This is a genomic window from Nocardia thailandica NBRC 100428 (genome assembly GCF_000308795.1).
In the GTDB taxonomy this organism is placed as follows: domain Bacteria; phylum Actinomycetota; class Actinomycetes; order Mycobacteriales; family Mycobacteriaceae; genus Nocardia; species Nocardia thailandica.
The window spans coordinates 1-21,930 of the sequence record NZ_BAGK01000169.1 but is presented as its reverse complement, the minus strand read 5'-3'; the positions used below and the strand labels follow the sequence as shown (position 1 = coordinate 21,930).

At 73.2% G+C, this 21,930-nt stretch carries 24 protein-coding genes; 17 read left to right on the top strand and 7 right to left on the bottom strand.

Features of this window, described 5'->3' with window-relative positions; genetic code table 11:
* From ON36_RS18220 to ON36_RS18205, 4 genes are all read left to right on the top strand, one after another.
* A partial coding sequence (locus ON36_RS18220; RefSeq protein ID WP_157224932.1) for a vWA domain-containing protein occupies nt 1–930 on the top strand: 930 nt, incomplete at its 5' end.
* A gap of 113 nt (nt 931–1,043) precedes the next feature.
* Entirely contained in the window at nt 1,044–1,658 is a 615-nt protein-coding gene (cobO, locus tag ON36_RS18215) for a cob(I)yrinic acid a,c-diamide adenosyltransferase (RefSeq protein ID WP_043654790.1), read from the top strand.
* Complete coding sequence (locus ON36_RS18210) at nt 1,652–3,061, top strand: cobyrinic acid a,c-diamide synthase CobB (RefSeq protein WP_043654789.1); 1,410 nt, start codon at nt 1,652–1,654, stop codon at nt 3,059–3,061. The genes cobO and ON36_RS18210 overlap by 7 nt, the downstream gene beginning before the upstream one ends.
* A 141-nt stretch (nt 3,062–3,202) precedes the next feature.
* Nucleotides 3,203–3,577, top strand: a complete 375-nt coding sequence (locus ON36_RS18205; protein ID WP_245558126.1) for a cobalamin biosynthesis protein — start codon at nt 3,203–3,205, stop codon at nt 3,575–3,577.
* Between the two features lie 123 nt (nt 3,578–3,700).
* On the opposite strand, the gene ON36_RS18200 is transcribed toward ON36_RS18205, so the two are convergent.
* Entirely contained in the window at nt 3,701–4,825 is a 1,125-nt protein-coding gene (locus ON36_RS18200; protein ID WP_083885213.1) for an Rv3169 family protein, read from the bottom strand.
* A gap of 9 nt (nt 4,826–4,834) precedes the next feature.
* Nucleotides 4,835–5,965 (bottom strand): phosphotransferase family protein, encoded by a 1,131-nt coding sequence (locus ON36_RS18195; protein WP_043654786.1) that lies wholly within the window; start codon nt 5,963–5,965, stop codon nt 4,835–4,837.
* 186 nt (nt 5,966–6,151) lie between these two features.
* On the opposite strand from ON36_RS18195, the gene ON36_RS18190 reads away from it, so the two are divergent.
* The 3 genes from ON36_RS18190 to ON36_RS18180 all read left to right on the top strand — a co-directional run bounded on the left by ON36_RS18190 (nt 6,152) and on the right by ON36_RS18180 (nt 10,385).
* Nucleotides 6,152–7,504, top strand: a complete 1,353-nt coding sequence (locus ON36_RS18190; protein ID WP_245558125.1) for a DoxX family protein — start codon at nt 6,152–6,154, stop codon at nt 7,502–7,504.
* A gap of 75 nt (nt 7,505–7,579) precedes the next feature.
* Complete coding sequence (gene cobA, locus ON36_RS18185; protein ID WP_043654784.1) at nt 7,580–8,836, top strand: uroporphyrinogen-III C-methyltransferase; 1,257 nt, start codon at nt 7,580–7,582, stop codon at nt 8,834–8,836.
* 85 nt (nt 8,837–8,921) lie between these two features.
* The gene (locus ON36_RS18180) at nt 8,922–10,385 is read left to right on the top strand and encodes an MFS transporter (protein WP_043654782.1); all 1,464 of its coding nucleotides are present in this window, start codon (nt 8,922–8,924) and stop codon (nt 10,383–10,385) included.
* On the opposite strand, the gene ON36_RS18175 is transcribed toward ON36_RS18180, so the two are convergent.
* Nucleotides 10,386–10,799: a PPOX class F420-dependent oxidoreductase gene (locus ON36_RS18175; RefSeq protein WP_043654779.1), complete on the bottom strand. Its 414-nt coding sequence runs from the start codon at nt 10,797–10,799 to the stop codon at nt 10,386–10,388.
* 162 nt (nt 10,800–10,961) lie between these two features.
* Here ON36_RS18175 and ON36_RS18170 point away from each other — a divergent pair, with 162 nt between their 5' ends.
* From ON36_RS18170 to ON36_RS18155, 4 genes are read left to right on the top strand one after another with little or no spacing between them, the layout of a single operon-like run.
* Nucleotides 10,962–11,243 (top strand): hypothetical protein, encoded by a 282-nt coding sequence (locus ON36_RS18170; protein WP_157224931.1) that lies wholly within the window; start codon nt 10,962–10,964, stop codon nt 11,241–11,243.
* A 55-nt stretch (nt 11,244–11,298) separates the two neighbouring features.
* Entirely contained in the window at nt 11,299–11,592 is a 294-nt protein-coding gene (locus ON36_RS18165; RefSeq protein WP_174377584.1) for an ArsR/SmtB family transcription factor, read from the top strand.
* Entirely contained in the window at nt 11,592–11,984 is a 393-nt protein-coding gene (locus tag ON36_RS18160) for a VOC family protein (protein WP_043654791.1), read from the top strand. Before ON36_RS18165 ends, ON36_RS18160 begins: the two co-directional genes overlap by 1 nt.
* Before the next feature lie 48 nt (nt 11,985–12,032).
* Nucleotides 12,033–12,710: an NADPH-dependent F420 reductase gene (locus ON36_RS18155; protein ID WP_043654771.1), complete on the top strand. Its 678-nt coding sequence runs from the start codon at nt 12,033–12,035 to the stop codon at nt 12,708–12,710.
* Nucleotides 12,711–12,789: 79 nt separating this feature from the next.
* Here the strand turns inward: ON36_RS18155 and ON36_RS18150 are convergent, their stop codons facing one another.
* A complete protein-coding gene (locus ON36_RS18150; protein WP_043654767.1) occupies nt 12,790–13,413 on the bottom strand; it encodes an HD domain-containing protein in 624 nt (207 codons plus the stop codon).
* A 152-nt stretch (nt 13,414–13,565) separates the two neighbouring features.
* A complete protein-coding gene (gene yaaA, locus ON36_RS18145; RefSeq protein ID WP_043654764.1) occupies nt 13,566–14,309 on the bottom strand; it encodes a peroxide stress protein YaaA in 744 nt (247 codons plus the stop codon).
* A gap of 104 nt (nt 14,310–14,413) precedes the next feature.
* On the opposite strand from yaaA, the gene ON36_RS18140 reads away from it, so the two are divergent.
* Both ON36_RS18140 and ON36_RS18135 read left to right on the top strand, forming a co-directional pair.
* Nucleotides 14,414–16,162 (top strand): proline--tRNA ligase, encoded by a 1,749-nt coding sequence (locus ON36_RS18140; protein WP_043654761.1) that lies wholly within the window; start codon nt 14,414–14,416, stop codon nt 16,160–16,162.
* Nucleotides 16,163–16,316: 154 nt separating this feature from the next.
* A complete protein-coding gene (locus ON36_RS18135; protein ID WP_043654758.1) occupies nt 16,317–18,071 on the top strand; it encodes an acyl-CoA dehydrogenase family protein in 1,755 nt (584 codons plus the stop codon).
* 142 nt (nt 18,072–18,213) lie between these two features.
* Here ON36_RS18135 and ON36_RS18130 read toward each other — a convergent pair whose 3' ends face one another.
* Both ON36_RS18130 and ON36_RS18125 read right to left on the bottom strand, forming a co-directional pair.
* Complete coding sequence (locus ON36_RS18130) at nt 18,214–18,645, bottom strand: ferritin-like domain-containing protein (RefSeq protein WP_043654755.1); 432 nt, start codon at nt 18,643–18,645, stop codon at nt 18,214–18,216.
* A gap of 52 nt (nt 18,646–18,697) precedes the next feature.
* The gene (locus ON36_RS18125; protein ID WP_245558123.1) at nt 18,698–19,264 is read right to left on the bottom strand and encodes a hypothetical protein; all 567 of its coding nucleotides are present in this window, start codon (nt 19,262–19,264) and stop codon (nt 18,698–18,700) included.
* Nucleotides 19,265–19,445: 181 nt separating this feature from the next.
* Here ON36_RS18125 and rimP point away from each other — a divergent pair, with 181 nt between their 5' ends.
* The 4 genes from rimP to ON36_RS18110 form a co-directional block, all read left to right on the top strand.
* Nucleotides 19,446–20,030: a ribosome maturation factor RimP gene (rimP, locus tag ON36_RS18120; RefSeq protein ID WP_043654749.1), complete on the top strand. Its 585-nt coding sequence runs from the start codon at nt 19,446–19,448 to the stop codon at nt 20,028–20,030.
* Nucleotides 20,027–21,055 carry a transcription termination factor NusA gene (nusA, locus tag ON36_RS18115; RefSeq protein ID WP_043654744.1) on the top strand — a complete coding sequence of 343 codons (1,029 nt, stop codon included), beginning with the start codon at nt 20,027–20,029 and terminating at the stop codon, nt 21,053–21,055. Before rimP ends, nusA begins: the two co-directional genes overlap by 4 nt.
* A 37-nt stretch (nt 21,056–21,092) precedes the next feature.
* The gene (locus ON36_RS33620) at nt 21,093–21,392 is read left to right on the top strand and encodes a YlxR family protein (RefSeq protein ID WP_083885214.1); all 300 of its coding nucleotides are present in this window, start codon (nt 21,093–21,095) and stop codon (nt 21,390–21,392) included.
* A gap of 109 nt (nt 21,393–21,501) precedes the next feature.
* Nucleotides 21,502–21,930, top strand: a 429-nt coding sequence (locus ON36_RS18110; RefSeq protein ID WP_043654743.1) for a translation initiation factor IF-2 N-terminal domain-containing protein, incomplete at its 3' end; no start/stop codon positions are given.

Here is a 21,930-nt window from a genome sequence, read left to right as displayed (position 1 = left end):
GAGCCGCAGGCCGAACCCGGACGGCCCCCCGCCGCGCCGCGCGGCGGCGACCCGTCCGGCGACGCCGAGGACGCCCCCGGCGGGGCGCGTCCCCTCGCCGAAGGACGAACCGGCACACCGGGTTCGGTGGCCCGGCCCGCGGTGCGCTGGGAGGTGCCCGGCCTCGGCGAGGGCGCGCCGGGCCGCCGCTCCCGGGCGCGCACCCGCAACGGCCGGGTGGTCCGCGCCGACCTCGACACCAGCGGCGGCCTGCACCTGCTCGGCACCGTCTTCGCCGCCGCGCCACGGCAATACGAGCGCGGCCGGTTCGCGGGCCCGCTGGCGTTGACCGCCGAGGACCTGCGCGGCGCGTATCGCGAAGGGCGCGAGGGCAATCTGGTGGTGTTCGTCGTCGACACCTCGGGGTCCATGGCCGCGCGCGACCGGCTCACCGCGGTCACCGGCGCCGTGGTCGCGCTGCTGCGCGACGCCTACCAGCGGCGCGACAAGGTGGCCGTGATCAGCGTGCGCGGCGCCGAGGCCGAGCTCGTCCTGCCGCCGACGAACTCGGTCGACATCGCCGTGCGCCGCCTGTCCGGCCTGCGGACCGGCGGCAAGACGCCGCTGGCCGCGGGCCTGCTCGAGGCCAGGAGGGTCATCGCCCGCGAACACGTCCGCGACCCGCGCCGCCGCCCGATGCTGGTGCTGCTCACCGACGGCCGCGCCACCGGCGGCCCCGAACCGGTGGTGCGCGCCCGCGCCGCGGCCCGGCTGCTGGGCGGCGAAGGCCGCACCGCGATGGTCATCGACTGCGAGCGCGGGATGATCCGCCTCGGACTCGCCGTCGATCTGGCCGGGGACCTGCGCGCCACCTACCTGCGCCTCGACGAGCTGACCGGCGCGACGGTCGCGGCCGCCGTGCGCGGCGGCCCGGGGCAGCGCGCCGCCTGAGCCCCGGCGGATCCGGGATTCACGCCCCTGCCCGGCGGCGGTTCGCCCGCGCCGGTATGGCAACGTGGGCGCAGGGCGGCCACGCGCGGTCGCCGGGAGAGGAGCCAGCCGCCATGCCCAAGGGTGTCCCCGAGTCCGTGCCCGACGACGGGCTCACGACCCGGCAGCGCCGCAACCAGCCGGTGCTCGCGGTGCACACCGGACCGGGCAAGGGCAAGTCGACCGCGGCCTTCGGCATGGCGCTGCGCGCCTGGAACCAGGGCTTCGACGTCGCGGTGTTCCAGTTCGTCAAGAGCGCCAAGTGGAAGGTCGGCGAGGAGGCCGCCTTCCGCACGCTCGGGCGGCTGCACGACGACACCGGCGCGGGCGGCGCCGTGGAGTGGCACAAGATGGGCGAGGGCTGGTCCTGGACCCGCAAGCACGGCACCGAGGAGGATCACGCCGCCGCGGCCCTGGCCGGCTGGCAGGAGATCGCCCGGCGCCTCCGGGCCGAACAGCACCGGTTCTACGTGCTCGACGAGTTCACCTACCCGCTCAAGTGGGGCTGGGTCGACGTGGACGAGGTCGTCCGAACCCTGGCCGAGCGGCCGGGTAACCAGCACGTCGTCATCACGGGCCGCGACGCGCCCGCGCCGCTGATCGAGGCCGCGGACCTGGTCACCGAGATGACCAAGGTCAAGCACCCGATGGACGCCGGCCGCAAGGGCCAGCGCGGCATCGAATGGTGAGTAGCGTCCCCGCGGTGGTGATCGCCGCACCGGCCTCCGGCAGCGGCAAGACGACGCTGGCCACCGGGCTCATCGGCGCGCTGCGGCGCGCGGGTCACCGGGTCGCGCCGTTCAAGGTCGGCCCCGACTACATCGACCCCGGGTACCACGGGCTCGCCGCCGGGCGGCCGGGCCGCAACCTGGACCCGGTGCTCGTCGGCGAGCAGCGGGTGGTGCCGCTGTACCGGCACGGCACCCGCGACTGTGACCTGGCGGTCGTCGAGGGCGTGATGGGCCTGTTCGACGGGCGCATCGACGCGAACCAGATCGGGCCCTCCGCCGAGGGATCCACCGCGCAGATCGCCGCCCTGCTCGGCGCGCCGGTGATCCTGGTGGTCGACGCGCGCGGGCACAGCCAGAGCCTGGCGGCCCTGCTGCACGGGTTCGCCACCTTCGACAGCGGGGTGCGCCTGGGCGGGGTGATCCTCAACCGGGTCGGCAGCCCCCGGCACGAGCAGGTCCTGCGCGCGGCCTGCGACCGCGTGGGGCTGCCGGTGCTCGGCGCGCTGCCGCGGATGGCCGAGCTCGAGGTGCCCTCCCGGCATCTCGGCCTCATCCCCGCCGTCGAACACGGCGCCGCCGCGACCACGGCGGTCGACGCGATGACCGAACTCGTCGCCGCCCACGTGGACCTGCGCGCGGTGGCCGCGCTCGCCGCGAGCACGGCGCGGGGCGACGCGTGGGATCCCGCGGCCGAGATCGCCGTCGCTGAGGCTCCCGACGGCGACGGCGCGGCACTCGCGGACGGCCCGGTCGTCGCGATCGCCGGGGGACCGGCGTTCACCTTCGGCTACGCCGAACACCGCGAACTGCTGACCGCGGCGGGCGCGCGCGTCGCGGTGTTCGACCCGCTGACCGACGACCTGCCGCCCGGGACCGGCGCGGTCGTCCTGCCGGGCGGATTCCCGGAGGAACACGCGGAACAGCTGTCCGCCAACGCGCCCCTGCGGGGGCGGATCGCCGCGGGCGCCGCGGCGGGCATGCCGATCCACGCCGAGTGCGCGGGCCTGCTCTACCTGACCCGCACCCTCGACGGCCACGCCATGGCCGGGGTCGTCGACGCCGACGCCGAGTTCGGCCCGCAGCTGACCCTGGGGTACCGGGACGCGGTCGCGCTCACCGATTCCCCCCTGTGGGCGGCGGGTGCGCGGGTGCGCGGCCACGAGTTCCATCGCACCCGCCTGGTCCGCACGGCCGAGGCCCGGCCCGCGTGGGGCTGGCGCGCCACGGGGCCCGTCACCGAGGGCGCCGTCCTCGGACGCGTGCACGCCTCGTACCTGCACACCCATCCCGCGGGCCATCCGGCGGCGATCCACGGATTCGTCACGGCCGCGGCCGATTTCGCCGCGACGGCGCGTGTGTAGTCCGGCCGGGTCCGGTGCCGTCGGGCAGGCGTTCGACGTGCCGCAGGCCGGGTCGTCGGCGCGGTCCCGGGCCGGGAGCGGGCGGCCGGCTGTTCGTCCGGGGCCGGTGACGCCGCCTCCGTGGCGCGCGAGGCGGCGGCGGTGAGCGAGGACGCCGGGCGACGGCTGGCGGTGGGGATCGGCCTGCGCGAGAACGCGACCGCCGCGCAGGTCGTGGCCGCTGTGCGCGCCGTCTCCGTGGGCGCACGGGTGCACCGGCTGGCCACCCTCGACCGTCGGCTGAGCGCGCCGGGGCTGCGGGAGGCGGCGGCGCTGCTCGGTGTGGAGGCGATCGGCTATCCGGCGGAGCGGCTGGCCGAGGTGGCGGTGCCGCACCCGTCGGAACGGACGGCCGCGGCCGTCGGGACGGCGGCCGTCGCCGAGGCGGCCGCGCTGCTGGCGGGCGGCGGTCCGCTGGTGTGCCCGAAACGGGTCGTCGACGGGGTGGTCGTGGCGGCGGCCCTGGTGCGGGACTGAGGCTTTCGCGCGCCGGGCCCGGCACGGCCGCTCGGCGTCGACGGACGGCCGCGACGAGACTGTCGCGCGGGCGGGGGACCGGCACCCGCCCGCGACATCGTCGGCGCGGGCGGATGGCGGGGTCTATTCGGCGACGGCGCTCCAGTCGGCGAAGCCGGTGGGGTCGTGGCGGCCCATCGAGGCGTGCTCGAACAGGCCCCAGCCCTCGGCGTCGCCGCAGCGGGCCTTGCCGATGTGGTCGATGACGCCGTACGGGATCCGCCCCGCCACCGCGGGATCGGTCAGGTCGTAGCGCGTGGACAGCGACCAGTCCGGCCCCATCCAGCGGCCGTGGTTCCACTCCGGATCCGGGGTGTAGCCGCAGCCCACCTGCAGGGCGATGCCCGGACGGGACTCGACCTCCACCTCGAGCGGCTTGCCGTCGGGAGTGGTCATCTCCAGCCGGACCGACAGCGGGTGCCGGGTGCCGGACCGATACGTGAAATGCGCACGCGGCCAGCCGAGTTGCTCCTTGCGGCCGTCGTGCCAGATCCGGACGGCGTTGTTGAGGGTGCGGGTGCCGTCCGGCTCCTCCTGCAGGATCACCACGATGGCGAACTCGTCGAACCGCAGCGGCACGTACAGCCACCAGAACCCGCCGGAGGGTTCGGCCGCGGCGCGGCCGGGCGGCTCGGCCTCGCCGCTGGGCCGGATGCCCCAGGAGCGGTCGCGGCTGCCGAACCAGGTCGCCGGGTCGACGGTGTAGTCGCGGCCGTCGACGTGCAGGGTGCCCTCCCAGGTGCCGAGCTGGGCGAACCGGGACGCCTCGATGATCGGGCGCCCGCCGTTGAGGATCAGGTGCGGCTGCTCCTGCACGGCCGGATGCGAGCCGGTCCAGGTGAGGTCGGCACCGAGGTCGGGGTGCTCGCACACCACCCGCAGCCGCTGCAGCGGTTCGATCACCTCGATGCGGTACCCGCCGACGCGGGGATCGAGGCCGCGGTCGCCGAGCGCGTCGGAGAAGCGGACGCTGCGCTGGGTCTCGCCCTCGCGGACCGAGGCGAAGGCGTCGACCACGCCCAGGTTCGGGTACACCCCGAACCCGGTGACCAGCATGGTGCCGCGCACGCTGTCGAAGGCGTTGAAGTAGTAGCGGTCGTAGAAGTTGCGGTCGCTGGTGGCGACCCGGGCCAGCGACAGGGGCGTCTGGTGGATCGGGTACTCGTCCAGCGGGACCGGCATGGCGCCGGTGGCGCGGGTCTGGCTCATCGGATTACCTCAATCCCACTGGTAGGTGCCGTCGAGCAGGGCTTCCAGGCTCGCGCGGTGCATCACGTAGTCGTCGGGTTCGGCGGGCACGGTGTCCTCGCCGAAGTGGATCATGCGCCGCTTGATCCTGGCCATGACGATGGCGTGCCGCAGGGCGGCGTAGACGATGAAGAACTCCAGGTCGCGCGGGGTGTGGCCGGTGACCTCGGTGTACTTCGCGACCACGTCGTCGCGGCGCAGGAAATCGGGAAGGCCGGGCTGGTCGAAGCGGGTCGCGATGTCCTGGAAGAAGCGGTGGATGAAGATCACCCAGCCCAGGTCGAGCTCGCGCGGGCCGAGGGTGGCCATCTCCCAGTCCAGCACCGCGGTCGGGGTGAACCCGTCGAAGAGGATGTTGCCGGGGCGGGCGTCACCCCAGTTGAGCACCTCCGGCCCGTCCTCGGCGGGCCAGTGGCTCTCGAGCCAGTCGAAGGCGCGCTCGATCAGGGGGACGCGCACCCCGTCGTCGGTGAGCGCCCAGGCGTACCAGTCGCGCTGGGCGCGGAAGTGCCTGCGCAGGGCCGAGCCCTCGCCGTCGAGCACCGGGAACGCGGCGGCCGCGTCCGGGATGGCGTGCACCGCGGCGATGATCTCCACCGTCGCGTCGGTGATCCGCCTGCGCTGCTCGGGGGTCGCGTCGAACACCCAGCCGAAGAAGACGTAGGGCGGGTTGTCCGACGGCGCCTGGCCGTCGACGCGCTCCATGACCAGAAACGGTGAGCCGAGCACGGATTCGTCGGTCTCCAGCCAGCGCAGCGGCGGCACCGCGACCGTCGACCGCTCGGCGACCCCCGCCATGACCGCGTACTGCAGCGGCAGGTCGTAGACCGGGAACACCGGGAACGCGCCGTCCTCGGGCGCCATCCGCGCCACGAACGAGCCGCGTTCGGCCACGCCGCCCGCGGTCCACTCCGCGTCGAACAGGATCGTGGTGCTCGACATGCCGCCGGCGGACGGCTTGCTCAGCTCGCTGATCCGGGGCGCGGTGTCCGCGCCGGCCTGCACCCCCAGCCATCGCGACAGCCGGTCCGCCAGGTCGTCGAGGTCCCGTTCGTTGACGGTCAGCGACTGGCGGGCGGTGAGGTCCGGATCTTCTGCCATGTTTCCCCTCGAGGTCGTGGTGTAACGCGTTCCTCTACGGCTACCGGAAGACCGGCCGTATTGCGCCGGCGGATTCGGTGATCGGGATTCAGGGTTGACAGGGGTGCGAACCCGGGTTTTCCCCGACGCGAAACAGGGGCGGACCCAGTTACTTTCGGTGGGAGACCACCGAGGAGGAACCGACCCGTGACGGTAACGACCGCCGATCCCACCCCCGACGAGGACACCGGCGAGGCGCCGGTGTCGGCCTGGCACCCGGCGGCGCTGCTCGCGTTCCGCTTCGCCGTGGCCTATCTCGGCCTGTTCTGCCTGTGGTTCGCCCAGATCACCTTCGTCTTCCTCGGCGTCGCCGTGCGCTGGGTGCCCGAGGACCTCGTCGCCTGGCAGATGCTGGCCCTCGACCCGGCGAGCCGCTGGGTGGGCGAGCACGTCTTCGGCGTGGACGCGGCCCTGCGCCTCAACGGCAGCGGCGACCAGGCGGGGATCTGGATCCAGACCGGGTTCGTGCTGCTCGCGGCCGTGGTGATCACGGTCGTCTGGTCGGTCCGCGACCGTCGGCGCACCGCCTACCCGCGCCTGGCGGCCTGGGGCCTGACCCTGCTGCGGCTGGCGGTCGCCGGGCAGCTGCTGTTCTACGGCTTCGCCAAGCTCATCCCGTCGCAGATGCCCGAACCCGAACTCACCGCGCTGCTGTCCCGGGTCGGCGACCTGAGCCCGATGGCCCTGCTGTGGACCCAGGTCGGCGCCTCGCCCGCCTACGAGATGGCGCTCGGCGCGGCCGAGGTGACCGCCGGGCTGCTGCTGTTCTGGCCGCGCACGGCGACCGCCGGGGCGCTGCTGAGCGTGGTCAGCATGGCGCAGGTGTTCCTGCTCAACCTCACCTACGACGTGCCGGTGAAGATCCTGTCCGGGCACCTGCTGCTGATGAGCCTGGTGCTGCTCGCGCCGCAGGCCCGGCGCCTGGCGAATGTGCTCGTGCTGCAACGCCCCTCGGAGCCGATGACGCAGCCCGAGCTGTTCGGCGATCCGCGCAGGCGGCGGTGGGCGACCGGGGTGCAGCTCGCGCTCGGCGCGTGGATCACCGCGGCCTGCGTCGTCCTCGGACTCTCGGACTGGCACGAGAACGGCGGCGGCGCGCCGAAGCCGGAGCTCTACGGCATCTGGGAGGTCGAGGAGTTCCGGGCCGACGGCGCCCCGCTGCCCGCGCTGGTCGACGACCCGTCGCGCTGGCGCAGGCTCGTCGTCGACCGCGGCACCTCGGCCTACCAGCGGATGGACGACCGGCTGGTCGCGGTCACCGTCACCACCGACACCCCGGCCCGCACGCTGACCCTGGCCACCGCCGAGGCCGCCGAGCCCGCCGAACCCTACGCCTCCTTCACCGTCGACCGGCCCGCCCCCGACCGGCTGGTGCTGCGCGGTCGGGTCGGGCAGACCCCGGCCGAGATCACGCTGCGTGCCGCCGATCCCGAGCGGTTCCCGCTGCGCGGCACCGGTTTCCACTGGGTGCAGAACGCCCCCTACATCGGCGGGGAGTGACACGGCCGCCCCGCCGGGGGACACCCCGGCGGGTGCATTCGGCCCCACGCGCGCGAGGCTCTAGGCTCGATCACTGTGCCGAACACGTCTGACTCCGCCGCAAGCCCCTCCACCGGAGACCCGAACTACCTGGTCGGGCTCGATCTGCGCGGTCGCCGGGTCGTCGTGGTCGGCGGCGGCACCGTCGCCCAGCGCAGGCTGGGGCTGCTGGTCGCCTCCGGCGCCGTGGTCCACGTCGTGAGCCGGGCGGTCACCCCGGCCGTGGAGGGCATGGCCACCGCCGGGCAGATCACCGTCGAGCTGCGCGACTACGCCGACGGCGACCTCGACGGTGCCTGGTACGCCATGGCCTGCACCGACGAGCCCGACACCAACGCGGCCGTGGTGGCCGAGGCCGAGCGCAGGCGCGTCTTCTGCGTGCGCGCCGACAGCGCCCGCGACGGCACCGCCGTCACCCCCGCCACCGCGCGCTACGACGGCCTCACCCTCGGCGTGCTCGCGGGCGGCGCGCACCGGCGCTCCGCCTCGGTGCGCAACGGGCTGCTCGAGGCCCTGCAGTCCGGCGTGGTCACCGACGACTCCGAGCCCGCCGTGCCCGGCGTCGCGCTCGTCGGCGGCGGCCCCGGCGACCCCGACCTCATCACCGTGCGCGGGCGCCGCCTGCTCGCCCGCGCCGACCTCGTCGTCGCCGACCGGCTCGCCCCGCCGGAACTGCTGGCCGAACTCGGCCCGCACGTCGAGGTCGTCGACGCCGCCAAGATCCCCTACGGCCGGTCCATGGCGCAGGAGGCCATCAACACCGCGCTCATCGAGGGCGCCAAGGCGGGCAAGTTCGTCGTCCGGCTCAAGGGCGGCGACCCGTACGTGTTCGGGCGCGGGTTCGAGGAACTGGAGGCCTGTGTCGCCGAGGGCATCCCGGTGACGGTCGTGCCCGGTGTCACCAGCCCGATCTCGGTGCCGGGCGCCGCCGGGATTCCGGTCACCCATCGCGGGGTGACGCACGAGTTCGTCGTCGTCAGCGGGCACGTCGCCCCCGATCACCCGGACTCGCTCGTCGACTGGGACGCGCTGGCCCGGCTGCGCGGCACCCTGGTGCTGATGATGGCGGTCGAGCGGATCGGCAAGTTCGCCGACGCCCTGCTGCTCGGCGGCCGCCCCGGCGACACCCCCGCCGCCGTCATCCAGGAGGGCACGCTGCGCACCCAGCGGGTGGTCCGCGCCGATCTGGCCACCGTGGCCCAGCGGGTCGTCGAGGAGGGCATCCGCCCGCCCGCCATCGTCGTCATCGGCCCGACCGCGGCCTTCGACGCCGTCACCGGCGCGCACTCCTGAGCCCCCGGCCCCGCCCCGGACCGGCCGTCGCCGCGGGCGGCGTCCTTTACAGTGTTCGACTGTGCTCGATAAAACCGCTGCGACGATGCAGTCCCCGGTGAAGCAGTCGGCCTTCGGGCTGGCGATCCTCGTGCTCAGTGGACTGCAGTTCATGGTCGTGCTCGACGGCACGGTGGTGATCTTCGCGCTGCCGCGGCTGCAGGAGGAGATGGGGCTGTCCAGCTCGGGCGGCGCGTGGACGGTCACCGCCTACGGCCTCACCTTCGCCGGGCTGATGCTGCTCGGCGGCAGGCTCGGCGACGTCTTCGGGCGCAAACGCATGCTGATCACCGGCGTCGGGCTGTTCACCCTCGCGTCGCTGGCCTGCGGCCTCGCCCAGGGCGTGGAGACGCTGCTCGTCGCGCGCGCCTTCCAGGGCGCGGGCGCGGCCATCGCGGCGCCGACCGCGTTCGCCCTGGTCGCCACCACCTTCGCGCCCGGCAAGGCGCGCAACCAGGCCGTCGCCGTGGTGGGGTCGATGGCCGGGATCGGGTCGGTCAGCGGCCTGGTGATCGGCGGCCTGCTCACCGAGTTCTCGTGGCGCTGGATCTTCCTGATCAACGTGCCGATCGGCGCGCTCATCGTCGCGGGCGCGGTCTTCGCGCTGGCCGACACCGTGCACCACCGCGCGCCGCTGGACATCAAGGGCGCCGTGCTGGGCACCCTGGCGTGCGCGCTCATCGTCTTCGGCGCCACCGAGGGCCCCGCCCTCGGCTGGGGGAGCCCGGTCATCCTGGGCTCGCTCATCGTCGGTTTCGCGCTGCTGATCACCTTCGTGCTGGTCGAGCGCACCGAGTCCGATCCGCTGCTGCCCTGGTCGCTGTTCGACAGCCGCGACCGCAACTCGACCTTCCTGCTGATCTTCCTGGCCGGCGCCGTCCTCGGCGCGATGACCTTCTTCGTCGCCCAGATGCTGCAGAACTCGCTCGGCTACAGCCCGCTGCACGCCGGCATCGCGTGCATCCCGTTCACCGTCGGCATCGGCATCGGCGGGGCGCTGGCCTCCAAGGCCGCGCTGATGGTGCCGCCGCGGTGGCTGCTGGGCGGTGCCGCGCTCGTGCTGGCGGCGGGCACCCTGTTCGGGTCGACCCTGGACCGGCACATCAACTACTTCACGACGCTGCTGCCGCTGCTGGTCGTGATCGGCTTCGGCGTCGGTGTCGCGATGGTGCTGGCGCCGCTGTGCGTGCTGGTCGGCGTGCCGCCTTCGGACATCGGCCCGCTCTCGGCGGTCGGCCAGATGTTCATGAACCTGGCCACCCCCATCGCCATCGGCCTGCTCAGCCCGATCGCCGCCTCGCGCACCCTGTCCATGGGCGGCAGCACCACCGAGAAGGTGTCGAACATGACCGGCCCCCAGCTCGACGCGCTGACCAGCGGGTACACGCTGGTGCTGCTGGTCTGCTCGGGCCTGGCCGTGCTGGCCGCGATCGTGGCGGTGACCCTGCGCTTCACTCCCGCGCAGCTGGCGCAGGCCCAGCACGCGCAGGAGGAAGCCCAGAACTCCTGATCAGAGACGCCCGGCCACCTTGCGCGGGGTGACCCGCACGGTGACGCGCTCGGCGTCGTTCACCGAGGCCGGGTTGAACTCGGCGTAGGGCAGGCCGGTGTACTTGCGCGACAGCTCGTCGGGCAGCAGGCGGTCCGGGTCGGGGACCAGGGTCGCCGTGCCCCGGATCTCGGCGTAGAGGAACGGGCGGTCCGGCGGGTTCACCAGCACGGTGATCCGGGGATCGCGGGCCAGGTTCTTGGCCTGCTGGCGCTCGACGGTCGTCGAGAACACCAGTTCCTCGCCCTCGCGCTTGATCCACACCACCACCAGGTGCGGGTGCCCGTTGGGTCCCAGCGTCGCCACGCTGGCGTAGGCCTTCTCGTCGTCGATGTAGGACTTCAGCTCGTCGGAGAGCGTCGTGGTATCGGTCACCTCCGGTGCCAACGCCGCTGCGCCGCCCGGGATTCCGTCCGGCGCGCGGTGCGCGCAATCCTTGCGCGCCCCCGGGTGCGCCGCCCCGGGTTCTGTGGTCTGGCGCCCGGCATCCGGGAACGGCATCGTTCTCCATGGGTCGGGCGAGGACGAAGGAGAACGATGAGACGTGTAGTGATCGGCGGCCTGGCGGCGGGCGCCGTCGTCGCCCTGCTGGGCGGCGGCGCGGCGGGCGCGGCGCCGGGGCTGCCCCTGGAACCGGCGGCGGTGGCCGGGAGCGGGTCGGGTGACCTGGGCGTGAGCAACTCGGCGGCGGGGCTGCCCGCCGTGCTCGCGCCGCTGCTGAACTCGACCGGCTCCGCGGCGCTGTCCGACGCCCTCTTCGAATGGGGCGGGATGGGCTGCATCACGTGCACCGGCTGGGGGTGGCGGGGCTCGTCCTAGCGGCCGCCGACACGCGGCGGCCGGGCCGGCTGGACAGGCAAGTCAATACTTGCCTATGCTGGGACGGGTGACCGACCTGTTCAGCGCCCTCGCCGATCCGACGCGGCGGGCCGTGCTGGACGAGCTGGCCGACCGGGACGGGCAGACGCTGTTCGAGCTGTGCGCCCGGTTGGCGAGCAGGCACGGCATCAGCTCGTCCCGGCAGGCCATCACCCAGCATCTGGGGGTGCTCGAGGACGTGGGTCTGGTCACCACCCGCCGCGAAGGCAGGTTCAAGTTCCATCACGCCGATTTCGCGCCGCTGCGCGCGGTGGCGGCGCGATGGCCGATCCCGCAGGAGGACTCATGATCCGCATCGGCGTCACCAGCGTCTTCGTCGACGAGCAGGAGAAGGCGTTCGCGTTCTACACCGACGTGCTCGGCTTCCAGCTCAAGGACCGCGTCCCGCTCGGCCAGTACGACTGGCTGACCCTGGTCTCCCAGGACGACCCGGACGGCACCCAGCTGCTGCTCGAACCCGACCAGCACCCGGCCGCGCAGGCCTACAAGAAGGCCCTCAGCGCCGACGGCATCCCCGTCATCGCCTTCCACGTCGACGACGTGGAGGCCGAACATCGCAGGCTCACCGACCTCGGCGTCGTCTTCACCCAGGCGCCGATGGCCACCGGGCCCGTGATCACCGCCGTCCTCGACGACACCTGCGGCAATCTCCTGCAGCTCGTCAGCCCGGCGAAGAGCTGAATCCGCGGCGCCGGGAACAACGCCACGGGCGGCCCGGTTGTCCCGCACATGGCGACAATCGGATTGATCGGCAGCGGACACATCGGCTCCACCGTGGCGAAGCTCGCGGTGGACGCCGGCTACGACGTGGTCCTGAGCAACTCCCGGGGCCCGGAGACCCTGACCCAGCTGGTGGCCGAACTGGGCCCCCGCGCCCGCGCGGCGACCCCCGCCGAGGCCGCGGCCGCGGGCGACTACGTGGTGGTCACCGTCCCGCTCAAGGCCTATCGCGACGTACCGGTGGCGCCGCTCGCGGGCAAGGTCGTCTTCGACACCAACAACTACTACCCCGACCGCGACGGCGCCTTCCCCGAGCTCGACAACGACACGGTGACCACCAGCCAGCTGCTCCAGCACCACCTGCCGGAGGCCAAGGTGGTCAAGGCCTTCAACAACATCGTCTACGCCAACCTCGGCGAGCTCGCTCGTCCCGCGGGCGCCGCGGACCGGTCCGCGCTGCCGATCTTCGGCGACGACGCCGAGGCGAAGAAGGCCGCCGCCGAGGTGATCGACGCCCTCGGCTACGACGTGGTCGACGGCGGCACCCTCGCCGAGAGCCGCCGCTCCCAGCGCGACACCCCGGTCTATGTGCACCCGTACGCGGTGGCCGACGGCAACTGGCCGCCCGCGGCCAAGCCCGCCGGCGTCGAGGCGGTGCGCGCGGCGCTCGCGGCGGCGGAGGTCTGACGGTCTCCGGCCCCCGTGGCGGCGGCGGGCGCCGGAAGTGGTCGCGGCCCGGCACGCTCCGGGCCGCGACCGGCGCGGCTCAGGCGGTGAGGACGGCCAGTTCGGCGGCCAGGTTCGCCCGGGCCGCCTCCTCGTAGCGCTCGCGGGCGCGCGCGGTGCGGAAGATGCTGGGCTGCCCGGCGATTCCGCGCAGCACCGCCGCCCGTCCCCGGCCGAACAGGTCGTCGGGGACGTGGGCGTATTCGGCGCGCACCGCCACCGTGTAGGCCAGGTAGTCCTCGTGGCTGCCACCGAGGACGACCAGGTCCGCGTCGCAGAGCACCGCGCCGTTGCGGTCGCCGGGCGCCGGATCGTGGGTGACGGTGAGCAGGACGAGGCGTTCGACCTCGTCGACGAGTTCCGCGGCCGCGCCGAGGGATCGGAGCGTGGCGCGGGCCAGCTCGGCGCTGCGTCGCTCGTTGTCGGGCCGGTCCACCGCGTAGATCGCGTCGTGGAAGAACGCCGCGTAGCGGACGGCGTCGGGGTCGTCGGCGTCGGCGGCCAGTTCGTCGATCGCCCCGAGCATCACGGCCAGGTGGGTCTGGGTGTGGTAGTGGCGGTGGGGTTCGGCGTAGCGGGCCAGCAGGGCGGTTCCGGTCGCCTCCGTGCCCGGTCCGGCGAGGGCGACCCAGCGGTCGAGGAGTTCCAGTGACGGTGGCGTCATCCCCCCAGTCTGGGCGCGCGAACCGGCGCTCGGCAACGTGTCGAGCTTGTCGATCCGGTTACCGCCGGACCGACCGGTCCCGTCTCGACCGGCGCGTCGCGGGAACGAGAAGCCGGGTGGGGGAGGCGAATTCGTGAGCGGCCGGCGCGGGGTCAGGTGAGCACGAGCAGTTCGGTGGGGGAGGCGATCTCGACGCGCAGCCCCGCCTTGCTCGCGACCCGGGCCAGGCCGCGGATGTCGGTCGGCTCGGCGCGGGTGAGCACGAGGGCGCGCGCGAGCAGGCCCTTGTGGTGCTTGTTGAAGTGGCTGACCACGGTGCGCGAGCCGTCGGGGTGCTCGGTGAGGACGTTGGCGGTGACGGCGCCGGGGACGCGCCCGAGCTGCTGATAGGTGCCCGACCTCAGGTCGACAACCAGCTCGCCGGCCGCCTCGGCCGCCAGGGCGGCGGGCAGCTCGTCCCGCCACAGCGCCGAGAGGGCCGGCAGCCCGGGCAGTTTCGAGCCGCCGGACAGCCGGTAGGCCGGGATCGGGTCGCTCGCGCGGACCGCGCCGAACAGGGCCGACCCGATACCGAGGCGCGCGTAGGCCTTGGCGCGCTGGGCCCGGGTGAAGCCCGCGGCGTCCAGCGCGTCGTAGAGGACGCCGGTGTAGCGCTCGAGCGCGGGCCGCGTCGGCGACGTGCGCAGCGCCGCGTTGCGGGCGATCTCCGCCTCGGCGCCCTTGCCGAGCCCCAGCGCGCTCCGGCTCGCGTCGGGGTCGCCCGCCAGGTCGGTCAGCACCGTGACCAGCTTGTCGCGCACCGCCGTGAGCTGCGGCATCGCCAGCGCGGACAGGTCGAGCGGCGCGCCCGATCCGCCGTCGGACTTGGTTTCGGAGGGAGGCAGCAGCACCAGCACGGACGACAACGCTACCGCCGCGCCCCGGCCCGCCCGCCGCGGCGTGCGCGCAAAGGGCAATCACGTTGCGAGGAGCTACGGACCAGCGACTACCCTGTGCAACCGTGATCACCCGCCTCTCCCGCCTGTTCCTGCGCACCCTGCGTGACGATCCCGCCGACGCCGAGGTGCCCAGCCACAAACTGCTGGTCCGCGCCGGCTACGTCCGCCGCATCGCCCCGGGCGTGTACTCGTGGCTGCCGCTGGGTCTGCGCACGCTGCGCCGCATCGAGGACGTGGTGCGCCAGGAGATGGACGCCATCGGCGCGCAGGAGATCTCCCTGCCCGCGCTGCTGCCGCGCGAGCCCTACGAGGCCACCAACCGCTGGACCGAGTACGGCGACGCGCTGTTCCGCCTGCAGGACCGCAAGGGCGGCGACTACCTGCTCGGCCCGACCCACGAGGAGCTCTTCGCGCTCACCGTCAAGGGCGAGTACAACTCCTACAAGGACCTGCCGGTCACCCTGTACCAGGTGCAGACCAAGTACCGGGACGAGGAGCGGCCCCGTGCGGGCATCCTGCGCGGTCGCGAGTTCGTGATGAAGGACTCCTACTCCTTCGACCTCGACGACGACGGCCTGCGGGCCAGCTACGCCGCGCACCGCGGCGCCTACCAGAAGATCTTCTCCCGCCTCGGCGTCGAGTACGTCATCGTGGCCGCCACCTCCGGCGCCATGGGCGGCAGCGCGTCCGAGGAGTTCCTCGCCACCAGCCCGGTCGGCGAGGACACCTACGTCACCTGCCTCGAGTCCGGCTACGCGGCCAACGTGGAAGCGGTGGTCACCCCCGCCGCCGCGCCGATCCCGATCGAGGGGCAGCCCGCCGCCGTCGAGTACGACACCCCCGACACCCCGACCATCGCGACGCTGGTCGACTGGGCCAACGCCGAGAACGTGCTCGGCCGCACCGCGACCGCCGCGGACACCCTCAAGAACGTCATGGTCAAACTGCGCCACCCGGACGGCAAGACCGAGATCCTCGGCATCGGCGTCCCGGGCGACCGCGAGGTCGACGACAAGCGCCTCGAGGCGTCCCTCGAGCCCGCCGAGGTCGAACTGCTCACCGAGGCCGACTTCGCCGCCAACCCGTTCCTCGTCAAGGGCTACATCGGCCCGAAGGCGCTGCAGGCCAACGGCGTCCGCTACCTGGTCGACCCGCGCGTCGGCGAGGGCTCGGCCTGGATCACCGGCGCCGACAGCCCCGGCAGGCACGTGGTGGGGCTGGTCGTCGGCCGCGACTTCACCCCCGACGGCACCATCGAGGCCGCCGAGGTCCGCGACGGTGATCCCTCGCCCGACGGCGCGGGCCCGCTGGTCGCGGCGCGCGGCATCGAGATCGGGCACATCTTCCAGCTGGGCCGCAAGTACACCGACGCCTTCGACGTCGACGTGCTCGGCGAGAACGGCAAGCCGGTCCGCCTGACCATGGGCTCCTACGGCGTCGGCGTGTCCCGCCTGATGGCGGTGGTGGCCGAGCAGCAGCACGACGAGAAGGGGCTGCGCTGGCCCGCCGAGATCGCCCCGTACGACATCCACGTCGTCATCGCGAACAAGGACGGCGCGGCCCGCGACGGTGCCGAGGCCGTGGTGGCCGATCTCGACGCGGCCGGTCTCGAGGTCCTCTTCGACGACCGCACCGCCTCGCCGGGCGTGAAGTTCAAGGACGCCGAGCTGCTCGGCATGCCGTGGATCCTGGTGATCGGCCGCGGCTGGGCCGAGGGCACCGTCGAGCTGCGCAACCGCTTCACCGGCGAGGCCGAGGAGATCCCGGCCGTCGGCGCCGCGGCCGCCGTGCTCGCGCGCCTGCGCGGCTGAGGCCGCCGGGTCGTCCACGGGCCGCGCACGCGAACGTGCGCGGCCCGTGCCGCGTCCGTGACCGGGCAACCTACGGCTACGTAGGGGAAAGCTGCAGGTAGAAGGCATACGGATGCGTACGGGATGGGGCTACGCGCTGGTAGCTTTGTCTCCCATGACGAGTCCGCAGAGTCTGCTGTTCAACCCCGCCACCTACGACCCCCGGCACTTCGACGCCGAGACGCAGCGGCTGCTGAAGGCCACCATCGCCTTCTTCGAGGGCAAGGGCAAGGCCCAGCTGCTGGCCGAGGACCGGGAGGCGGTGTGGACCGCGGAATTCCTCGAATTCGTCAAGAAGGAGAAGCTGTTCGCGACCTTCCTCACCCCGGCCGCCTACGCCGACGGCGACGAGAACAAGCGCTGGGACACCGCCCGCAACGCGGCGCTGTCGGAGATCTTCGGCTTCTACGGCCTGGCCTACTGGTACGCCGAACAGGTGACCATCCTCGGCCTCGGCCCGATCTGGCAGTCCGCCAACGAGGAGGCCAAGCGCAAGGCCGCCGCCGACCTCGACGCCGGCGAGGTCATGGCCTTCGCGCTGTCGGAGCGCGAGCACGGCGCCGACATCTACAACACCGACCTCGTCCTGACCCCGGTCGAACCCGGCAGCGCCGACGCCGAGGCGGGCATCCTCTACCGGGCCTCCGGCGAGAAGTACTACATCGGCAACGGCAACGTGGCCTCGATGGTCTCGGTGTTCTCCCGCCGCGCCGACGTCGAGGGACCCGACGGCTACATCTGGTTCGCCGCGGACTCCCGGCACGAGAACTACCACCTCGTCGAATCGGTCATCCACGGCCAGATGTATGTCAGCCACTTCCGGCTCGAGGACTACCCCGTGCGCGCGGCCGACATTCTGCACGAGGGTCCCGAGGCGTTCTCCGCGGCGCTGAACACCGTCAACGTCGGCAAGTTCAACCTGTGCAGCGGCGGCATCGGCATGGTCGAACACGCCTTCTACGAGGCCATCACCCACGCCGACAACCGGATCCTCTACGGCAACAAGGTGACCGAGTTCACCCACGTGCGCCGCAACTTCGTCGACGCCTACGCCCGCATGGTCGCGATGAAGCTGTTCAGCGACCGCGCCGTGGACTACTTCCGCAGCGCCTCGCTCGAGGACCGCCGGTACCTGCTGTTCAACCCGATGACCAAGTCCAAGGTCACCTCCGAGGGCGAGGTCGTGATGACCCTGCTGCTGGATGTCATGGCCGCCAAGGGCTTCGAGAAGGCGACCTACTTCGCGCAGGTCACCCGGTTGATCAACCACCTGCCCCGGCTCGAGGGCACCGTGCACGTCAACGTCGGCCAGATCCTCAAGTTCATGCCGAACTACCTGTTCGACCCGGCGGAGTACCCGGAGATCGGCACCCGCCTCGACGCCGCCGACGACTCCTTCTTCTGGGCGCAGGGCCCGGCGCGCGGCGCGAGCAAGGTGCGGTTCGCCGACTGGACCGTGCCCTACGCGGCCGCCGCGGCCGAGTCGGCCGACGTGGCCACCTTCTTCGAGCAGGCCCAGGCCCTGCGCACCCTGCTGGCCACCGCGGCCCCCGACGCCGCGCAGCAGAAGGACCTCGACTTCATGCTGACGCTGGGCCACCTGTTCTCGCTGGTCGTCTACGGCCAGCTCATCCTGGAACAGGCGCGCATCATCGGCCTCGACCCCGACGTGCGCGACGCGATCTTCGACTTCCAGATCCGCGACTTCAACGCCCAGGCCACCGCCCTGCTCGGCAAGTCCTCCTCCACCCGGGCCCAGCGCGACTGGGCCGTGAGCGTGCTGCGCACCCCCGCGTCCGACCCCGCCCGGTTCGACCGGGTCTGGGCCCAGGTGCAGTCCCACAACGGCGCCTACGCGATGCGGCCCTGATCTCCTCGGCCGTCCGGGGTGACACCCTCCGCCCCGGACGGTCCGTAGGGCCGTCTTCCGGTTCTCGTTGCGGCGCAAGGGTTTCCCGCGCGTCGACCGGCACGGACCGCCGTCGGCGCGGCGTGCTGTCGGCGAGCCCGGCTCACACCCGCCCGGGGAAGGGCACCGTCGCGGGGTTCGTGCCGAGGATGGCCTGCCAGCGGGCGCGCCGCAGGGCCGTCTCGGTGAGGGCCTCCACGGCGATCCCGCGGACGGCGTCGGTCTCGGCGTGCTCGGCGACGGCGCGCCAGGCGGCCGCGCAGTCCGTCTCGGCCGCCACCGCCAGTCTCGCGGCGGGGATGGGGTCGTCGACGGTGAACGGCGGGGGATAGGCGGCGGCCGGGGCATCCGGTTCGGTGCCGCCGGCGCGCAGGAGGTCGGCGGTCGCGTCCCGGCGGGCGCGGTGCGCGGCGGAGAACTCCGCGACGAGGCGGGCGCGGTCGTTGTTGGCGTAGGCGGCGATGACGCCGTAGGAGTACACGGCGGCGTGCTCGGTGTCGAGCGCCGTCTGCAGGGCCGCGGTCTGGGTGGTCATCGGCAACCTCCGGAAGGGCTCCCGCCGCGGGGGCGCGAGGAGGACGGGGACATCACGCGAGCAGGACCCCCGCCTGGGTCGCGCACGCCGCGCTGATCGAGGCCAGCAGCCCGGCGCGGTAGCCGCTCTGGGTGCGCGCCAGGCCCGCGGCGGACTGCTGCGAGCGGGCCAGCCGATCCCGCAGCTGACGCACGGTCGGCGGCGTCGCGGGCGGTGTCAGCGCCTGGGCGGCCGGGATCGGGGCGCCCGAGGGGCCCGGCACGGTGACCTCGCCGGTGCGGTGCACGGGGGTGGTGCCGTCGCCGTAAACGCCGACCGCGCGGTCGATCTCGGCGCGCAGCGCGTCGGCGTGCGCGGTGCGTTCGGCGGCCACGGTCGCCAGGGCCGCCTGCAGCTGCGGTGCCGCCGCGATGGCCGCGGTGGCCGCGGCGGCGTCGGCGCGGGCCAGGACCTCCTGTGCGGCAAGGGGATCCGGTTCGTGCACGGTGTCGTCGGCGGCGCAGCCGGACAGCAGGACGAGCGTGGGGACCCCGACGGCGCTCGCGCCGGCCAGGGTCAGGAAGCTGCGGCGGCGGACACCGGGACCGGCGCCGCGCGAGACGGTGTGTCGGAAAGGCACGCCGACCATCGTGCCAGATCCCGCGGGGTGCTCCCGCCCCGTGGCACCCCCGGAAACGCCGGACGAGCCGGGGGTGTGCAGCCCGGGTCCGGTCGTCCTTTACACTCTCGTGGCGCGTTACGCTAGAGGATCGGCGTAGAAATTTCCGACCGCGTCACAACTGAACCAGGAGCCGCCCACCATGCCGATGCCGACCGAGGAGAGGGTGAGCCAGCTAGTAGCTGGACTCGTCGCAGACCGGGGATTCGACCTGGAGGGCGTAGCGATCACCTCCGCGGGCTCCCAGGCCCGGCTGCAGGTCGTCGTCGATACCGACGGACCGGCCGACCTCGACGCGATCGCCGTCCTGAGCAACGACCTGTCGGAAACGCTGGACGCCGCCGCCGACTTCGGCGACACCCCCTACCTGCTCGAGGTCACCACGCCCGGCATCGACCGGCCGCTGACCGCCGAGCGGCACTGGCGCCGCGCCCAGGGCCGCAAGGTCCGGGTGCAGCTGCGCGAGGGCGCCGAGCCCGTCGAGGGCAAGAAGGAGTTCGAGGCCCGCGTCGGCGCGCTCGGCGACGCCGAGATCGCGCTGGTCCTCGGGGGCAAGAACAAGCCGCACCGGGTCACCGTCCCGCTGGCCGACATCGGCAGGGCGGTGGTCCAGGTCGAGTTCTCCACCCCCGGCGCCGCCGAACTGGCACTGGCGGGCGGCATCGCCGCCGGCAGGCCGACCCCCGGCGAAGAACCCGCAGACATCACCGGAAAGGATTCCGAATGAACATCGAAATCGAAGCGCTGCGGGCGATCGTCGCCGACAAGGGCATCTCGATCGAGACCGTCATCGCCGCCATCGAGTCCGCGCTGCTCACCGCCTACCGGCACACGGAGGGCCATCAGCCGCACGCGCGCATCGACATCGACCAGAAGACCGGCGTCGTCCGGGTGATGGCGATCGAGCTCGACACCGACGGCAACGTCGTCTCCGAATGGGACGACACCCCCGAGGGTTTCGGCCGCATCGCCGCGACCACCGCCCGCCAGGTCGTCCTGCAGCGGCTGCGCGACGCCGAGAACGAGAAGTCCTTCGGCGAGTTCGCCACCCACGAGGGCGACATCGTCGGCGGCGTCGTGCAGCGCGACGCGCGCGCCAACGCCCGCGGGACGGTGGTCGTGCGCATCGGCAGCGAGATCAACGGGGCCGAGGGCCTCATCCCGCCCGCCGAGCAGGTGCCCGGCGAGACCTACGAGCACGGCGACCGCATCAAGTGTTATGTCGTCGGCGTCTCCCGTGGCCCGCGCGGCCCGCAGATCACGCTCTCGCGCACCCACCCCAACCTCGTTCGCCGGCTGTTCGCTCTCGAGGTCCCCGAGATCGCCGACGGCTCGGTGGAGATCGTGGCGGTCGCCCGCGAGGCCGGGCACCGGTCCAAGATCGCCGTGCGCTCGACCGTGCCCGGGGTCAACGCCAAGGGCGCGTGCATCGGCCCGATGGGTCAGCGCGTGCGCAACGTCATGAGCGAGCTGGCCGGCGAGAAGATCGATATCATCGACTACGCCGAGGATCCCGCGACCTTCGTCGGCAATGCGCTCTCGCCCTCGAAGGTGGTCTCGGTCACGGTCGTCGACCCCGACGCGCGGGCGGCGCGGGTCATCGTGCCCGACTTCCAGCTCTCGCTGGCGATCGGCAAGGAAGGCCAGAACGCCCGGCTGGCGGCCCGCCTGACCGGCTGGCGGATCGATATCCGCAGCGACGCGGCCCCGGAAGCGGGCGGCTCGGTGCGCTCGGAGGCGCAGCGCGGATGACATGTTCGTAACTTCGACGGGGGAGGGGTTCGGTGTTATGGCCGGGTCACCGGTAGAGTGGTTACCGGAACGGCGCTCGCAGCCCATCCGGACCTGTATCGGATGCCGCGAACGAGAGCCGTCTGCCGAACTGTTGCGGATCGTCGCGCGAGGCTCTGCCGTCGTGCCCGACCCGCGGCGCAGACTTCCCGGACGGGGTGCCTGGCTGCACCCCGTCTCGGCCTGTGTGCGCGCCGCAGAACGGCGCCGAGCATTCGGCAGAGCCCTACGAGTGTCCGGACATCTGGATATCTCAGCCCTGGAGCAGTACCTCGAGAACAGGCACGAGCACTCATGAGCACACCGTGAAGCACCGTCGATGAACGTCCATCGGAGATAACCCGAGGTCGTGCGGGCCGCCGTCCCCTGAAACGGTGGCACTGCTCGGCCTCTCAGTGAGGAGAGCAGTGGCAGGCAAGGCCCGCGTGCACGAGTTGGCCAAAGAACTCGGTGTCACGAGCAAAGAACTACTCGCCAAGCTCAAGGAGCAAGGCGAGTTCGTGAAGTCGGCGTCGTCGACGGTGGAAGCACCGGTCGCCCGTCGTCTGCGCGAATCCCTGGCGGCGAAGTCCGCACCCGCGTCCGAGGCGAAGTCCTCGGCCAAGCCCGGTCCGTCCGCCGCCCGTCCGGGCGCCAAGCCCGGCGCCCCCGGCGCGGGCCCGCGTCCCGGTCCCCGGCCGACCCCCGGCCCGGCGGCCCGTCCGGCCGCGCCGGAGCCGGTCGCTCCGGCCGCCGAGGCGCCCAAGCCGGCGACCCCGGCCGCCAAGCCGGCCCCCGCGGCTCCGGCCGCGTCCCAGCAGCAGCCCGCCGCGCGTCCGGCCGCGCCCGGTCCGCGT

Excerpts from the sequence above, each read along its gene's own strand:
- cobO (WP_043654790.1), top strand. The coding sequence starts at position 1,044 with ATGCCCAAGGGTGTCCCCGAGTCCGTGCCCGACGACGGGCTCACGACC.
- ON36_RS18210 (WP_043654789.1), top strand. The coding sequence starts at position 1,652 with ATGGTGAGTAGCGTCCCCGCGGTGGTGATCGCCGCACCGGCCTCCGGC.
- ON36_RS18200 (WP_083885213.1), bottom strand. The coding sequence starts at position 4,825 with ATGAGCCAGACCCGCGCCACCGGCGCCATGCCGGTCCCGCTGGACGAG.
- ON36_RS18195 (WP_043654786.1), bottom strand. The coding sequence starts at position 5,965 with ATGGCAGAAGATCCGGACCTCACCGCCCGCCAGTCGCTGACCGTCAAC.
- ON36_RS18180 (WP_043654782.1), top strand. The coding sequence starts at position 8,922 with ATGCAGTCCCCGGTGAAGCAGTCGGCCTTCGGGCTGGCGATCCTCGTG.
- ON36_RS18170 (WP_157224931.1), top strand. The coding sequence starts at position 10,962 with ATGAGACGTGTAGTGATCGGCGGCCTGGCGGCGGGCGCCGTCGTCGCC.
- ON36_RS18165 (WP_174377584.1), top strand. The coding sequence starts at position 11,299 with ATGCTGGGACGGGTGACCGACCTGTTCAGCGCCCTCGCCGATCCGACG.
- ON36_RS18155 (WP_043654771.1), top strand. The coding sequence starts at position 12,033 with ATGGCGACAATCGGATTGATCGGCAGCGGACACATCGGCTCCACCGTG.
- ON36_RS18150 (WP_043654767.1), bottom strand. The coding sequence starts at position 13,413 with ATGACGCCACCGTCACTGGAACTCCTCGACCGCTGGGTCGCCCTCGCC.
- ON36_RS18135 (WP_043654758.1), top strand. The coding sequence starts at position 16,317 with ATGACGAGTCCGCAGAGTCTGCTGTTCAACCCCGCCACCTACGACCCC.
- ON36_RS18130 (WP_043654755.1), bottom strand. The coding sequence starts at position 18,645 with ATGACCACCCAGACCGCGGCCCTGCAGACGGCGCTCGACACCGAGCAC.
- rimP (WP_043654749.1), top strand. The coding sequence starts at position 19,446 with ATGCCGATGCCGACCGAGGAGAGGGTGAGCCAGCTAGTAGCTGGACTC.
- nusA (WP_043654744.1), top strand. The coding sequence starts at position 20,027 with ATGAACATCGAAATCGAAGCGCTGCGGGCGATCGTCGCCGACAAGGGC.
- ON36_RS33620 (WP_083885214.1), top strand. The coding sequence starts at position 21,093 with ATGGCCGGGTCACCGGTAGAGTGGTTACCGGAACGGCGCTCGCAGCCC.